A 13,491-nucleotide genomic window follows, 5' to 3' on the forward strand; every position below is an offset into this window, starting at 1 on the left:
CTTGGTAGACCGACAAGAACGTCCCGTCGTATGTCGAGCTGAGGTCGTGTCACCTCATCTATAGCGCCGCGAGGTCGGCGATGATCTCGTTCGCCGCCGCGACGGACAGCTGGTGCAGGCCGCGGATCAGCTCGGTCCAGGACTCCACGTATTGGTCCGGCGTGATCGTGACTCCGTCCAGGCTGCCGGCCGACAGGACCTGGCCGACCGCCTGTTGGGCAGGAACCCCGGCGGCCCCCTCGGTCGAGGTGCCGTCGGTGATCTGGTCCAGGGAGTCGCGCTGAGGGTCCGAGGTCGAGGTGTAGAAGTCCGCGAGCGATCGACGCCAGGCGGCCTCGGCCTGGGCGAGCGAGGACAGATCGGCCGCGCTGATGTCATCGACGGACTCAGCGCCCGCGGCCTGCGATGCCTGCCGCCTGAGGAGAGCCTTCGTCATGACGACCCTCTGCTCGCCGAACGACTCGAGGGCCAGAGCCATGGCACCGAGTGCCTCGATCTCGGCGTCGACCTCGGCGTCGCCGACCGACGGCACAAGCGTCGCGACCGCGAGAAGATCGTTGGAGAGCGCCACGTACGCCAGCTCGCCCTCCACCCGGGTCGGACCTTCACGGATGTCGGATCGCAGCTGCGCCACGCCGTCCAACGACTGCTGGATGCTGGAAAGTGCGTTCGCGAGCGCCGGGTCCGCGCCGGTGTCGATCTCCACTGCCTTCGCGGTCCAGGTCACGATGGCCTCATCGGTCGAGTTGTGCATCCGCTTCAGCACCACGTCGGGGGCGCCCTCCAGGGCGGCGTGGCGCTCCAACATCAAGTTGATCGCCAGGACGAACCCGCTGGGCAGCGCCTGCGCGACCGACTCGGCCCGACGTACCGAAGAGGTCGACGTAGCGGTCGGCGACCCTGCCGGATCGGTGGCCCGGTCCGTCACCATCGGCCTCAGTGCGACCCCGGCGATACCGATGATCCCGACCGCCAGGACGGTCCCGGCGGTCGCAATCAGGCGGGCGCGCAGCACGCGGCGGCGGCCGCGGCGTACGTCCTCGGAGGGGTCCAGGCGCGGGACCGGAGCGGTGGCGCCGATGCGGTAGAGGCGCTCACGCATCAGGGCGTCGTCGTCGAAAGTGTTCATCGCCGGCCTCCTCGGGCAGCATCGGGAGCAGCATCGGGAGCAGCGTCGGGGGCAGCGTCGTCGGGACGGAGCGTGCGGCGCAGGTTGGCCAGCGCAGCCGAGGTCTGACTCTTGACCGTCCCGCTGCTGATGCCGAGGTCGGCGGCAGTCTCCTCGACCGACAGACCCCAGTAGTGTCGGAGCACGACGACCCTGCGCTGACCTGCAGGAAGGGATCGCAGCGCGGTCCACAGCTCGTCGTGGTCCTCAGCACCGAGACCCGTCGGCGCAGGTCGCTCCGCCACCTCACCGAGACGCTCGCGCCGCCACGGGCGGCGGCCCTCGTCCAGGTGGCTGTTGACCAGCACGCGGCGTACGTAGGCATCGACGCTGTCGGCCTTCTGCACCCGCCGCCACGCCGCGTACACCTTCGACAGCGTCAGCTGCACGATGTCTTCGGCGCGATGCTCGTCGCCGCACAGCAGGTAGGCCGCGCGGTACAGGTGCGCGCGTCTCTCCCTGACGTAGGCGGTGAACTCCTCGTCCCGACTCACCATTCTCCTCCTCCGGTTCCAACCCCCGACTCCCAGTTGACGTAACCAGTCGTTGATCGGTTGGGACCCAGAATCAGATCCAGAGATACCTCTGTAACACGTCGTTCGTAGGACTACTCGCCCTATAAGAACGACCGGATAGTCCTACGAACGACGTGTTACAGCTCTCCGGGCCCGAGCAGCTCCAGCAGCACCGGCAGCGACCCCGCGAGGAGCCCCAGCAGCTCCTCACGTGACAGCCCCGCGGGATCTGCCTTCCACGACAGCACCAGCTCCTCGGACATCGCCTGCCATCCCCTGACGACCAAGCGGGCGGCCGGGGTGTCAGCAACGAAGTCGACACCGGCATCGAAGATCCGGACCCCGAGAGCGCCGAAGGCGTCGTCGTAGATCTGGCGCAGGACGGGGTCACTGGCGGCCCCGCGGACCATGGAGACGTACCCCTCGTAGTTGGCGTCGACGAAGTCCACGTAGGCGGTCATCGACGCCAGCAGCCGCTCGACCGGCTCTCCCGTCGAGGGCGGGGCGGTCTGGGCGACGAGCGCGTCGGCGGCGCGGCGTACGACCGCCTCACGGAAGGCCATCTTGTCGCCGAAGTAGTGGTAGAGCAGCCCGCGCGAGATGCCGGCCTCACGCGCGACCACGTCGATCGATATCTCGTCGAGGGAGTGGTTCGCGAAGAGGCGAATGCCCAGGTCGAGCAGCTGCTCGCGGCGTTGCTCGGGCGTCAGTCTCGTCCGTTGGCTCATGCCATCCATTCTATTGACACCTGTTCAATAGGCAAGCCATACTCGAAGTATGACCACTGCTGACCTCACCCATGTCGACCACCTGATCGTCGGTGCCGGCTTCGGAGGCCTGTGCGCGGCGATCAAGCTCGAGGAGGACGGCGAGCGCGACTTCGTCGTCATCGAGAAGGGCTCCGGCGTCGGCGGCACCTGGCGCGACAACACCTACCCCGGCGCCGCCTGCGACGTCCCCAGCCAGCTCTACAGCTACTCCTTCGCGCTCAACCCCGACTGGTCGATGAGCTTCTCGCCCCAGCCGGAGATCGAGGCGTACATCAAGAAGGTCGCCGAGCAGTCCGGCACGCTGGACCGCTTCGTCTTCGACACCGCGATGACCGCCGCGACCTGGGACGAGACCCGGCAGCGCTGGCTCGTCGAGACCGAGGGCAAGGCGGGGAAGAAGACGTACGCAGCGACCACCGTCATCGCCGGCCCCGGCGCACTCTCCGAGCCCAAGCTCCCGGACATCGCGGGCATCGACACCTTCCAGGGCGAGATCTTCCACTCCGCCCACTGGAACCACGACGTCGACCTCACCGGCAAGCGCGTCGCGGTGATCGGCACCGGCGCGAGCGCGATCCAGATCGTCCCGGAGATCCAGAAGAAGGCCGGTCGCCTCGACGTCTACCAGCGCACCGCGCCGTGGGTCCTCCCGCGCAACGAGCACCGCTACTCCAAGCTCGAGAAGGCCGCCTTCCGCCACGTCCCCGGCGTCCAGCGGCTCGCCCGCGCGGCGGTCTACTGGGGCCTCGAGGTCCGCGTCCTCGGCCTCGCCGTGCAGCCCAAGCTCACCCTGGCCCACCAGCTGATGGCGCAGAACAACATCCGCCGCGGCATCAAGGACCCCGAGCTGCGTCGCAAGGTCACTCCCGACTACACGCTCGGCTGCAAGCGCACGCTGATCTCCAACGCCTACTACCCGGCACTCGCGGCCGACACCGTCGACCTGATCACTGACGGAATCGACCGGGTGAGCGAGAACGCGATCGTCGCCAAGGACGGCACCAGCCGCGAGATCGACGTCCTCGTCGTGGCGACCGGCTTCTACACCACGGACCTACCGATCGCGCACGCCGTCACCGGCAGCAAGGGCCGGACGATGGCCGAGCGGTTCGCGGAGACCGGGATGAGCGCCTACAAGGGCACCACGGTCCCCGAGTTCCCCAACCTCTTCTTCATCGTCGGGCCCAACACCGGCCTCGGCCACTCCTCGATGGTCTACATGATCGAGTCGCAGGTGGCGTACGTCCGCGACGCGATCCGCACGATGCGTACGAACTCCTACGCCACCGTCGAACCCACCGAGGACGCCACCTCCGCCTGGAACGACGACCTGCAGCGCAAGATGGACAACACCGTCTGGTCCGAGGGCGGCTGCGCGTCCTGGTATCTCGACGAGCACGGCCGCAACACCACCCTCTGGCCGAGCTTCACCTTCCTGTTCCGCCACCTGACCAGCAAGTTCGACGTCGACAAGTACGCCGTCACCGCCGCCACCACGACCAAGGAGAGTGTCCCCGCATGAAGTCCTTCGACGACAAGGTAGTCGTACTCACCGGAGCCAGCTCCGGGATCGGCCGCGCCCTCGCGGTCAACCTGGCCGGCCGCGGCGCCCGGCTGGCGCTCTCCGACGTCAACGAGGCCGGCCTGGCCGAGACCGTCGAGCTCGCCAAGCAGGCCGGGGCCCGCGAGATCAAGGAGGACAGGCTCGACGTCGCCGACCGCGAGGCCTTCAAGACGTACGCCGAGGGCGTCATCTCCCACTTCGGCCAGGTCAACGTGGTGATCAACAACGCCGGCGTCGCACTGTCGGGCCGGGTCAACGACCTCGACTGGGAGGACATCGACTGGATCATGGGCATCGACTGGTGGGGCGTCGTGCACGGCACGAAGCTCTTCCTGCCCGCCCTGATCGAGTCCGGCGACGCGCACATCGTGAACATCTCCTCGCTGTTCGGGCTGGTCTCGATGCCCGACCAGGCCTTCTACAACGCGGCGAAGTACGCCGTGCGCGGCTTCACCGAGGCGCTGCGCGAGGAGATGCTGATCGACGGTCACAACGTCGGTGTCACCTCGGTACACCCCGGTGGCATCAAGACCGCGGTCGCCCGCAGCGCCCGCGTCTCGGCGAAGGACGACCAGGCCGCGACCGCGAAGTTCTTCGACGAGAAGCTCGCCAAGATGGAGCCGGCCCGCGCCGCGGAGATCATCGTCAAGGGCATCGAGAAGAAGCAGGCCCGCGTGCTGGTCGGCCTCGACGCCCACGTGATCCACAACTTCGGCAAGTTCACCGGCTCGCGCTACCAGGACCTCATCGCCCTGGGGGCCAAGTACGTGATGCCCAAGAAGAACGGCTGACTGAGGTTGGGCTGGGGCGTCATGTCGTCGCGAGCGGCGCGCAGCAGGCATGCCCGCCCCAGCCCGACCTCATAGACTGAGCGCATGCGCTTCGAGGCCGGTCATCCTGTTCGTGTCGAGTTCACGAAGTGGGGTGGCCGGCCTCACTGGTCCTTCACGGGCATCTACCTCGGCGAGGACGAGCACGGCGAGTGGATCGGTCATCCGGTCGGCACGGAGTTCGCCCGCCCCGGTCATGGCTGGGTCGCCGACTGGGAGTCGGTCAGCCTGGTGCCCCACCACGACGCGGCCCACTTCCCCGCGTTCAACCGGCCCAACGACCGGGTCAGCTCGCAGATATATGTCGACATGTGCACCCCGCCGGTGTGGCAGGACTCGACGGTCACCTGCATCGACCTGGACCTCGACGTGGTCAAGAAGTTCGACGGCTCGGTCTACATCGACGACGAGGACGAGTTCGAGCACCACCAGCTCGAGTACGGCTACCCGCCCGAGATCATCTCGATGACCGAGGGCTCCGCCGAGCGCGTCTTCCTCGCGGTCAAGGAGAGCCAGGCGCCGTACGACGCCACCCCCGAGCGCTGGTTCGAGGCGCTGAGCCTTCATCAAGGTAAGTAGCCGAAGGAACGCCCTGCCGCAGCGCCCTATGTGTCCGTCTCGGCGACAGGCACCGGGGTGGCCCGGTCCTTCCGCAACGGACCGACCAGGCGCGGCCCGGACAGGCGCGTCTCGATCCGCCACGACCGGCGACTGAGCGGCTGGGCGATGAACTCGCCCAGGTAGACGCCGGAGGCGAGGGCGAGTGCGACCGAGGCCGCGGTGAAGAGGGCGACCAGGCCGACCGAGGTGGTCGCCGGCGTCTCCTGGGCGAGCATCGTGAGACCGCGGTAGATCGAGTAACCGGGCAGGAACGGCACCACCGAGGAGACCACGACGACCAGCGGCGGCACCTTCAGCCGGGTGGCGACCGAGTAGGCGATCAGACCGATGAAGAGGGCGGCCACGGCCACCCGCCAGGTGCGCCCGACGTCGCCGGGTACGACGATCGACAGGATCACGGCGACGCCGGCGATGACCGCGATCGGAGCGAGCGTCCGCTTGGGCGCGTACGCCGCATAGGCGAAGGCCGCGGCGCCGACCGCTCCGCCCGCGGTGGCGAGGGTGATCGACTGCAGCGTGCTGACGTTGCTCGCCACCCCACCGTGGATCGGCACCCCGACCGCGCCCGCGAAGACCAGACCGCCGGTGACCCCGGCGATGATTCCGGCCGTCGATACCAGCGCCTCCATGATCCGCGCGCTGGCGGTGACATGGAACCCGGTCAGGGCGTCCTGGAGGGCACCCATGAAGCTGATCCCGGCCAGCATCACGGTGATGTTGGCGGTGATCGAGGTGGAGACGTCGAGGTCCAGCGGGAGCGCCGCGGCGATGACCGCGAGCAGCGTGGCCAGGCCCGCACCGGCGACCTGCAGGTAGAAGAGCGGCAGCCGCCAACGGCGGTGGAGGAAGTGCTGCAGCTGGTCGATCGCGGCGCCGGAGATGAAGGAGAGGACGATCACCCAGAGCTCACCACCGACGTAGACGGTGAACGCGGCGGCCATCACCGCCATGCCGAGCGTCACCGCCCAGCGCGGCCGGCGGTGGCCGCCGGAGATGATGCGACCGAGCGCGATCCGGGCGCCCTGGAGGTCCACCTCGTCGCGTACGACCTGGCGGACCAGGTGGTCGACGGCGGTGAGGTGGTCGTAGTCGATGGTGCGGTTCTTGACCTGGCGGGTGGTGTGGACCGGGATCGCCTCGGGATCGGCCTGATAGCTCATCGAGAGGCTCGTGTACGTGACGTCGACCTCGGCCTCGCGAAGGCCCAGATGTTGGGCGAGCGACCTCATCGTCGCGGTCACGTCAGCGGCCCCGGCGCCGGTTGAGATCAGCAGCTCACCGACGCGGAGGCAGAAGTCCAGAGTCAGGTTCACCTCACGCGCGTCCACCGGTCAAATGGTGCCATCGGGCCGGTGAACGACAGGCATTCACGATGCTCGACAAACGGGCTCGTGCAAGGAACGCTCAATACATGCGGATCGACTTCCACCCCTCCCCCCGGCCGACGCTCGGCGTCGAGTGGGAGCTCGCGCTCGTCGACCGCGAGACCCGGGATCTGGTCAACGTCGCGGATCATCTCTTCGCCCGGGCCAAGCCCCGGGTTCCCCACCCCGGGCGGATCCACAAGGAGCTGCTGCGCAACACCGTCGAGATCGTCACGGGAGTCTGCGGGACGGTCGAGGAGGCCATGGACCAGATCCGTGAGACGACCGTCGGCGTGGTCGGCGCCGGTGACGATCTGGGCGTGGATCTGTTCGGCGCCGGGACCCATCCGTTCGCGTCCTGGACGACGCAGGAGCTGTCCGCGGGGCATCGCTACCAGGAGCTGATCAACCGCACCCAGTGGTGGGGGCGGCAGATGCTGATCTGGGGCGTACACGTGCACGTCGGGATGCCGGAGCGGGACCGGCTGCTGCCGGTGCTCAACGGGCTGCTGACCTACTACCCACACTTCCAGGCGCTGTCGGCCTCGTCACCGATCTGGGCGGGTGTGGACACCGGCTACGCCTCCAACCGGGCGCTGATGTTCCAGCAGCTGCCGACCGCCGGGCTGCCGTTCCAGTTCACGACGTGGCAGGAGTTCGAGGCGTACGTCTCGGACCAGTCCGTCACCGGCGTGATCGAGGACATCAGCGAGATCCGCTGGGACATCCGGCCCTCGCCCCGGATCGGCACCATCGAGAACCGGATCTGCGACGGGGTCTCCACGATCCAGGAGCTGGCCGCGATCGCCGCGCTGGCGCACTGTCTCTGTGTCGACCTGGACTCCCGGGTGGCGGCCGGGGAGCCGGTGGCGACGATGCCGCCGTGGCACGTCCAGGAGAACAAGTGGCGCGCAGCCCGCTACGGCCTGGACGCGATCGTGATCCTCAACGACGCCTCCGAGGAGCGGCTCGTCACCGACGACCTCGCCGACCTGCTGGTGCGCCTGGAGCCGGTGGCCGCGCGCCTGGGTTGCGAGAAGGAGCTCGCCGGGGTGCACGACATCATCCACAAGGGTGCCTCCTACCAGCGACAACGCGCCATCGCGGCCTCCACCGAGGGCGACCTGGTCGCGGTCGTCGACTCGGTCGTACGCGACCTGCGCGGGTCGCTCTAGTCAGCGCGGCGGCAGCGGCGGCAGCGCGTCGGTGGCCTCGAACTGTCCCATCCCGGTGACCCCGAGCAGGTCGACGATGATCGACCTGATCTGGACGAGGATGACCTCGGCGTTGAGCGATTCCGTACGCTCCACCTCCGCCGACTGCTCACCGACCGCGAGCAGCACCGACCTGGCCTCCTGGCTCAGTCCGTCCGGGCCGCGGCCAGCGCGGAGCTCGGCCTCGACGACGTCGACGGCATCGGCGAGCCCGAAGGCCAGCTGGTAGTAGCTCTCGGGCACGACATCGCCGCGGTAGGCCGACACCGCGGCCCTCCGCACCAGCACCCGGGTGCTGCGCAGCGCGCGGTCGAGAGGTTCGACGATCTCGGCTATCCGGTGCACGTGACTGCGATGTCGGAACCGGAACGGCGAGGAGGTCAGCACCGACATGCCCTCCTCGGCAGCGTCCTGCAGCTCGCGGATCAGCGGGTCGGTGGCACGCGCGTCGGCGAGCACCTTGAGCCCGTGGACCGCGTCGGCGTCGAGCATCACCTGGCCGGCCGCGCGCAGCAGCGAGGCGATCTTCTTGGCCACCACGGCCGCCTGCTCCCCGGGCCGCCGCAGCGGCGCGGCGGGCACGATCGAGGCCGCGACCAGCGCGACCGCACCGCCGATGAGCGCGTCGGTCCAGCGCGTGAACGCCGCGCCGGGCGTCGGCAGCAGCCCCATCACGAAGATCGACTGCACCGCGGCCTGGTTGCGGAAGACCTGGCCCGAGGAGATGAAGATCCCCACCGCCATGGCCATCGCGACGACCAGGGTCATCTGCCAGGCACCGTCACCGATGACCTGCACCACGACGTCGCCCAGGAACACCCCGAGCGCGACCCCGATGGTCACCTCGGTCACCCTCCTCAGCCGCTGGCCGTAGGAGGTGCCGAGGCTGACCACCGCCGCGATCGGCGCGAAGACGGGTTGGGCGTGGCCGAGCAGGGTGGCCGCGATGAACCAGGCCACGCCAGCTGCCCCTGCGGCCTGCAGCACGTGCCACCGCTTCGACTTCAGCCGCGCCAGCCGGCGACGTACGTCGGACTCCACCTGGTCACGTGTGACCCGTGGGGCAGAGAACGCCATGCCAGAGATCCTATCGGGCCCAGGCCCTGCCGAGACGTCGCCCGCGTCGGCCGAGACGTCAGCCCCGCTGGCCGAGTGGGCATCGCCGTGCCCACTCGGCCGACGCAGGTGACGCCTCGGCCGACCGGGGTGACGCCTCGGCAGGGAAGGGTCAGCGCGCGAGGGTCACCGAGACGGACTGGCTGCCGCAGCCGTTGGCGGAGGTGAGGTTGGTGAGAGCGGACTTCTCGGTGCTGTCGACGGAGAGGCGCCAGCGGATCTTCACCGAGACGTACTCCTTCAGATAGCGGCACTTCTGCTGGTCGGGCATCCACCCGGCCGGGTCGGAGTCGGACTTCTCCTGGTTCTCGTTGTCGGTGACCCCGACGAGGGAGCCGTAGTAGCCGAGGTCGTTGGCGTAGTTCTTGCGCTCGGTGGAGGTCCAGGTGCGGGCCCCGGAGTCCCAGGCCTCCGCGAGCGGGACCATGTGGTCGATGTCGATGTCACTGGTGGCGGTCCAGGAGAGACCGTCGTAGTAGGAGTACCAGCGGCCGCCCGACAGCGAGCAGCTGGAGCCGACGGTGGGGGCCTCCTCGGCCTCCGCGATCAGCACCTCGTTGCGGGTGCTGCAGCCGTCGCCGTCGGCGTCGATCCAGTGCTGGAAGAGGTCACGGCTGTAGCCGGTGCGGTTCTCGGCCGCGACCGTGAGGTCGCCGATGGCGGTCGAGAGCGGCTGGGAGTAGGTCTCGGCGTGTGCTGCCGCCGGAATGGTGAGCGGCACGAGGGCGCCGCAGGCGATGATGAACAGGCCACGGAGTTTCATGGGGGTCTCCCGAGGTGAGGTGTTCGGTCGACCCCAGACGATGCCGCGTTTTACGCGGCCCATGTAACGCGGTTACCAGATTTTTCGAGAAGTTCACCCAGCGGCACCATCACACCGAGATGAACGGCTCCGTCAGATGCGGCGTCGCCAGGTGAAGCGTCGCCAGGTGAGGCGTACTGGAGGCTTCGCGGCTGAGCATGCGCTCCCTCGAGTGCCTGGCCGCCTCAGGGTCGATCTCGTGCGAGTAGGCGAGCTCGGGGTGGAGCAGTTGGAGCGCGTGTACCAGGAGGTCGCCGGTGACGAGCACCAGCTCGCGCCCCTCGTCGACCAGCACGCTCTGGTGCCCCGGCGTATGACCGGGCGTGGCGACCGCCCGCCCGGCGCGCAGAGGTGTGTCGCCGTCGAGGAGCCGGAGCCGACCGGCCGCCACGAGCGGGTCGGTGAGGGTCTCGCGAAGCTGGGGGTTGAGCGCGTTGAGGGCGTCGTACTCAGCCCGCTGGAGCAGGTAGTCGGCGTTCGGGAAGTAGGGTCGGCGGCCGTCGGCCTCGGTCACGACCGCCCATCCGACGTGGTCGGTGTGCAGATGGGTGAGCACCACGGTGTCGACCTCGGCCGGATCGATGCCCGCAGCGTCGAGCGACCGGGGAAGCACACCGGGCACGGGCGCCCACGAGGCGGCCGGGCCGTCCGCCGGACCGATCCCGGCGTCCACGACGGTGATGCCTTTGTCGCCGCGGATCGCGTAGGCACGAAACTGGAGCCGCCAGCGGCCCTCGGCGTCGACTGCGCCCGGATCGTAGCGGTCGACCTCGGCCCACTGAGCGGCCGTGGCCTCGGGGAAGGCATCGGCGCGCGGGGAGAAGAACGGGCCCTCGCCGTCGGCGAGGGCGATGATCTCGGTCGAGCCGATCCGGAGGCGGGGAGCGCTGAGGGCCATGGCCGCGATCCTGCCACGCCTTCTACGCGCCCCGCGTCACACCAGACGTCTCGAGAAGCTCACCCAGGTCGCGCTCGACCAACTCCTCCACGCCGCCGTTGCCGTGGGCCGCGACCACGGCCCGCAGCCGCGCGCGGGTGACGTCGGAGACGTACGCCATCTCGGCCTTGGCCGCGTTCGATCCGGGCCGGGTCGTCTCGGCGATCTGGACCGACCAGCACGTACGCCGCGCCCCGTCCTCGACGTTGGCCAGCGCGACCGCGTGGCCGGTGGTGCCGGATCCGGCGAAGAAGTCGAGGACCCGCGCGTCGGTCGGCATCGTGGCCAGGATCCGCCGGATCAGGCCGGTCGGCTTCGGCGACTCGAACAACGGCCCCACCAGCGATTTCAGCTCCGCGACGGCGGAGTCGGTCGAGCCGATCTCCTCGGCCAGCCAGATCGTGGTGAGCTTCTTGCGGCGGGCCTCGCCCGAGGCGTCACGGGCGAGCCAGTCGCGCTGGTAGACGTCGACCCGCTCTCCCAGCTTCCCGCGTACGCGACGGCACATCAGATCGTCGGGACGGGCCGCGATCAGCGGGGCGCTCCACCGCCAGACCGCCGGGCGACCGTCCCCGAAGACCGGCCAGATCTCCTGGCCGCCTGCGAACGGCTCGACCGCGACGCGCCCGGAGTCCGGGTCACCCCATACCGGGAAGTGGAGGGTCCTGGCGGTCGCCGGGTTGAACTTCTTGTTGGTGTTGCGCAGCGGCAGCCGCCGGTAGTGGCGCCCGTCGTCGGTGACGAGCGGGAAGTCCCGCTCGTTGACGGCTTCGGGGATGCTCGACTCCAGCGCGCAGGCGCGGGCGTCCTTGGCGTAGACCAGCAGGTACTCGTGGGACGTCGCGAACCCGTTGCCGAGCTGGCGGCCCTTGGGGTTGAGGTTGACCACGATCTGCGCGAGCTGGTTGCGCTCCTCGAAGACCTCGTCCATCAGGACCTTGAGGTGGGCGGCCTCGTTGTCGTCGATGGAGACGTAGATCGCCGCGCGCTCCGACATCACGGTGCGCGCCGCCTGCAGCCGGGGCCTCATCATCGCGACCCAGGCCTCGTGGCGACCGGCCCGCCGGCCGTCCTTCCCGCGCCGGTCGTCGTGGTAGGCGAAGAGGCTGCCGGTGTTGTAGGGCGGGTCGATGTAGATCAGGTCGAACTTCTCATCCGCCCGCGCAAGCGCCTGGAGCACATCGAGGTTGTCGCCCTCGACGAAGGTGTTCCACGGCTCCCGCACGCGTGGAACGTTAGCCGACGGTGATATCAGTCGAGAGCAACGCGACCGATCGCTCCGCCACCAGGCACTGGATCTTGGTGCTCTTCGGCGGGGTGACCTGGAGGACCACGTCCCCGCCGCTCGTCGAGGCGGTGATGGTCGCCGGGTCCGGCGCCTCGCAGCCGTCGTAGACCGTCTGGGCATAGAGCCGCTGGCCCGCCGGAACGTGCGCGAGCAGCGTGGTCGCCTTCGTGGTGAAGGATTGCTGGAGCGAGGTGCCGAGGGTGGCTGCGTACGCCTTGATCGCAGCCTCGTCCGGGAGGGGGGTCGCGGTCTTCTCCAGGTCGCCCTCGGCCGCGCCGCCGGCGGCGACCAGGCCGCGTACGGGCTTCTCCGAGCTCGGCGGGCGGGACGGCTCGGGCTGAGGCTTCGGCTTCGCCGAACCAGTCGAGGACAGTGGGGATCCGGAAGACGATGCCGGCGGGCTCGAGGCCGGGTCGGTCGCTTCATCGGCGGTGCCGCAGGCGGAGACCAGGAGCGCCGTCGCAGCGAGTGCGAGTGGGAGAAGACGCGTGGGGTGCATATTTCACATACTCCCCACGGCACCCTGCTGTTGCACCCCCGACCCGCACGTCGTTACTGAGATGGAAGGATCACGCCGTGGCCCGCTTCACCCAGGCCGAGCTCCAGACCTACTACGGCGCCTCGGTCCCCGACCTCCTTCCAGCAGACGACCAGCCCCTGCGCCTCCTCTTCGTCGGCATCAACCCCGGCCTGTGGACGGCAGCGACCCAGACCCACTTCGCGCACCCGCTCAACCGCTTCTATCCGGCGATCTTCCGGGCCGGGATCACCACCCGTCCGATCGACGCGTCGGCAGGAATGACGCCGGAGGACCGCGACTACTTCCGGGCCCGGGGCATCGGCTTCACCAACATCGTCCGTCGCGCCACCGCGAAGGCGTCCGAGCTCGGCAACGCCGAGCTCAAGGAGGGCGGCGCCGAGCTGTTCTCCCTGGTCACGAAGCGGAAACCGGCCGTCGTGGCAATCGCCGGGATCACCGCCTACCGGACCGCGTTCAACCGCCCCAAGGCCAAGCAGGGCCGCCAGCCGGAGCCGCTGGCCGGCGCCGAGCTCTGGGTCGTACCGAACCCGTCGGGCCTCAACGCCCACGAGACCGTCCCGACCCTGGCCGCCGCGTACGCCGACGCCGCCCGCGCCGCCGGCATCATCTGACCTACCGAAGCGTCACCCCCGTCGGCCGAAGCGTCACCCCCGTCGGCCGAAGCGTCACCCCCGTCGGCCGAAGCGTCACCCCCGTCGGCCGAAGCGTCACCCCCCATCCGGGGGCGTGGCGGAGAATCGTGGAAAAGGAGATCATCAGAG

Annotated in this window: 14 protein-coding genes; 5 read left to right on the plus strand and 9 right to left on the minus strand. The window is 69.3% G+C overall.

The features are described from left to right. Positions 1-58: 58 nt before the first annotated feature. From ACFWQC_RS18845 to ACFWQC_RS18855, 3 genes are all read right to left on the minus strand, one after another. Positions 59-1,129 (minus strand): nitrate- and nitrite sensing domain-containing protein, encoded by a 1,071-nt coding sequence (locus ACFWQC_RS18845; RefSeq protein WP_378681154.1) that lies wholly within the window; start codon positions 1,127-1,129, stop codon positions 59-61. Further along, the gene (locus ACFWQC_RS18850; RefSeq protein WP_378681156.1) at positions 1,126-1,665 is read right to left on the minus strand and encodes a SigE family RNA polymerase sigma factor; all 540 of its coding nucleotides are present in this window, start codon (positions 1,663-1,665) and stop codon (positions 1,126-1,128) included. Before ACFWQC_RS18850 ends, ACFWQC_RS18845 begins: the two co-directional genes overlap by 4 nt. Before the next feature lie 155 nt (positions 1,666-1,820). Next, complete coding sequence (locus ACFWQC_RS18855) at positions 1,821-2,411, minus strand: TetR/AcrR family transcriptional regulator (protein WP_378681159.1); 591 nt, start codon at positions 2,409-2,411, stop codon at positions 1,821-1,823. Positions 2,412-2,460: 49 nt separating this feature from the next. Between ACFWQC_RS18855 and ACFWQC_RS18860 the strand changes: the two genes are divergently transcribed. The 3 genes from ACFWQC_RS18860 (at position 2,461) to ACFWQC_RS18870 (ending at position 5,426) form a co-directional block, all read left to right on the plus strand. Beyond that, positions 2,461-3,975: a flavin-containing monooxygenase gene (locus tag ACFWQC_RS18860; protein ID WP_378681162.1), complete on the plus strand. Its 1,515-nt coding sequence runs from the start codon at positions 2,461-2,463 to the stop codon at positions 3,973-3,975. Further along, the gene (locus tag ACFWQC_RS18865) at positions 3,972-4,808 is read left to right on the plus strand and encodes an SDR family NAD(P)-dependent oxidoreductase (RefSeq protein WP_378681165.1); all 837 of its coding nucleotides are present in this window, start codon (positions 3,972-3,974) and stop codon (positions 4,806-4,808) included. Before ACFWQC_RS18860 ends, ACFWQC_RS18865 begins: the two co-directional genes overlap by 4 nt. Before the next feature lie 84 nt (positions 4,809-4,892). Beyond that, entirely contained in the window at positions 4,893-5,426 is a 534-nt protein-coding gene (locus ACFWQC_RS18870) for a DUF402 domain-containing protein (protein WP_378681168.1), read from the plus strand. A 26-nt stretch (positions 5,427-5,452) separates the two neighbouring features. On the opposite strand, the gene ACFWQC_RS18875 is transcribed toward ACFWQC_RS18870, so the two are convergent. Beyond that, a complete protein-coding gene (locus ACFWQC_RS18875) occupies positions 5,453-6,796 on the minus strand; it encodes a threonine/serine exporter ThrE family protein (protein ID WP_378681170.1) in 1,344 nt (447 codons plus the stop codon). 83 nt (positions 6,797-6,879) lie between these two features. On the opposite strand from ACFWQC_RS18875, the gene ACFWQC_RS18880 reads away from it, so the two are divergent. Continuing rightward, positions 6,880-8,007, plus strand: coding sequence for a glutamate--cysteine ligase (locus ACFWQC_RS18880; protein ID WP_378681173.1), 1,128 nt, complete (start codon positions 6,880-6,882; stop codon positions 8,005-8,007). Here the strand turns inward: ACFWQC_RS18880 and ACFWQC_RS18885 are convergent, their stop codons facing one another. The 5 genes from ACFWQC_RS18885 to ACFWQC_RS18905 form a co-directional block, all read right to left on the minus strand. Then, positions 8,008-9,123: an aromatic acid exporter family protein gene (locus ACFWQC_RS18885; protein ID WP_378681176.1), complete on the minus strand. Its 1,116-nt coding sequence runs from the start codon at positions 9,121-9,123 to the stop codon at positions 8,008-8,010. A 151-nt stretch (positions 9,124-9,274) separates the two neighbouring features. Beyond that, positions 9,275-9,925, minus strand: a complete 651-nt coding sequence (locus ACFWQC_RS18890; RefSeq protein WP_378681179.1) for an HNH endonuclease family protein — start codon at positions 9,923-9,925, stop codon at positions 9,275-9,277. 109 nt (positions 9,926-10,034) lie between these two features. Beyond that, on the minus strand, positions 10,035-10,862 hold the full coding sequence (locus ACFWQC_RS18895) for an MBL fold metallo-hydrolase (RefSeq protein WP_378681182.1): 828 nt from the start codon (positions 10,860-10,862) through the stop codon (positions 10,035-10,037). Positions 10,863-10,884: 22 nt separating this feature from the next. Then, positions 10,885-12,126 carry a site-specific DNA-methyltransferase gene (locus tag ACFWQC_RS18900; protein ID WP_378681185.1) on the minus strand — a complete coding sequence of 414 codons (1,242 nt, stop codon included), beginning with the start codon at positions 12,124-12,126 and terminating at the stop codon, positions 10,885-10,887. A gap of 10 nt (positions 12,127-12,136) precedes the next feature. Beyond that, positions 12,137-12,688 carry a hypothetical protein gene (locus ACFWQC_RS18905; protein ID WP_378681188.1) on the minus strand — a complete coding sequence of 184 codons (552 nt, stop codon included), beginning with the start codon at positions 12,686-12,688 and terminating at the stop codon, positions 12,137-12,139. 77 nt (positions 12,689-12,765) lie between these two features. Here ACFWQC_RS18905 and ACFWQC_RS18910 point away from each other — a divergent pair, with 77 nt between their 5' ends. Further along, complete coding sequence (locus ACFWQC_RS18910; protein WP_378681191.1) at positions 12,766-13,341, plus strand: mismatch-specific DNA-glycosylase; 576 nt, start codon at positions 12,766-12,768, stop codon at positions 13,339-13,341. Positions 13,342-13,491: the final 150 nt, after the last annotated feature.

The organism is Nocardioides sp. NPDC058538 (assembly GCF_042719275.1).
In the GTDB taxonomy this organism is placed as follows: Bacteria; Actinomycetota; Actinomycetes; order Propionibacteriales; family Nocardioidaceae; genus Nocardioides.

What these genes read in the sequence shown, in the direction of transcription:
- ACFWQC_RS18880 (WP_378681173.1), top strand. Translation starts at nt 6,880, where the DNA reads ATGCGGATCGACTTCCACCCCTCCCCCCGGCCGACGCTCGGCGTCGAG.
- ACFWQC_RS18865 (WP_378681165.1), top strand. Translation starts at nt 3,972, where the DNA reads ATGAAGTCCTTCGACGACAAGGTAGTCGTACTCACCGGAGCCAGCTCC.
- ACFWQC_RS18885 (WP_378681176.1), bottom strand. Translation starts at nt 9,123, where the DNA reads ATGGCGTTCTCTGCCCCACGGGTCACACGTGACCAGGTGGAGTCCGAC.
- ACFWQC_RS18895 (WP_378681182.1), bottom strand. Translation starts at nt 10,862, where the DNA reads ATGGCCCTCAGCGCTCCCCGCCTCCGGATCGGCTCGACCGAGATCATC.
- ACFWQC_RS18905 (WP_378681188.1), bottom strand. Translation starts at nt 12,688, where the DNA reads ATGCACCCCACGCGTCTTCTCCCACTCGCACTCGCTGCGACGGCGCTC.
- ACFWQC_RS18845 (WP_378681154.1), bottom strand. Translation starts at nt 1,129, where the DNA reads ATGAACACTTTCGACGACGACGCCCTGATGCGTGAGCGCCTCTACCGC.
- ACFWQC_RS18890 (WP_378681179.1), bottom strand. Translation starts at nt 9,925, where the DNA reads ATGAAACTCCGTGGCCTGTTCATCATCGCCTGCGGCGCCCTCGTGCCG.
- ACFWQC_RS18850 (WP_378681156.1), bottom strand. Translation starts at nt 1,665, where the DNA reads ATGGTGAGTCGGGACGAGGAGTTCACCGCCTACGTCAGGGAGAGACGC.
- ACFWQC_RS18860 (WP_378681162.1), top strand. Translation starts at nt 2,461, where the DNA reads ATGACCACTGCTGACCTCACCCATGTCGACCACCTGATCGTCGGTGCC.
- ACFWQC_RS18870 (WP_378681168.1), top strand. Translation starts at nt 4,893, where the DNA reads ATGCGCTTCGAGGCCGGTCATCCTGTTCGTGTCGAGTTCACGAAGTGG.
- ACFWQC_RS18855 (WP_378681159.1), bottom strand. Translation starts at nt 2,411, where the DNA reads ATGAGCCAACGGACGAGACTGACGCCCGAGCAACGCCGCGAGCAGCTG.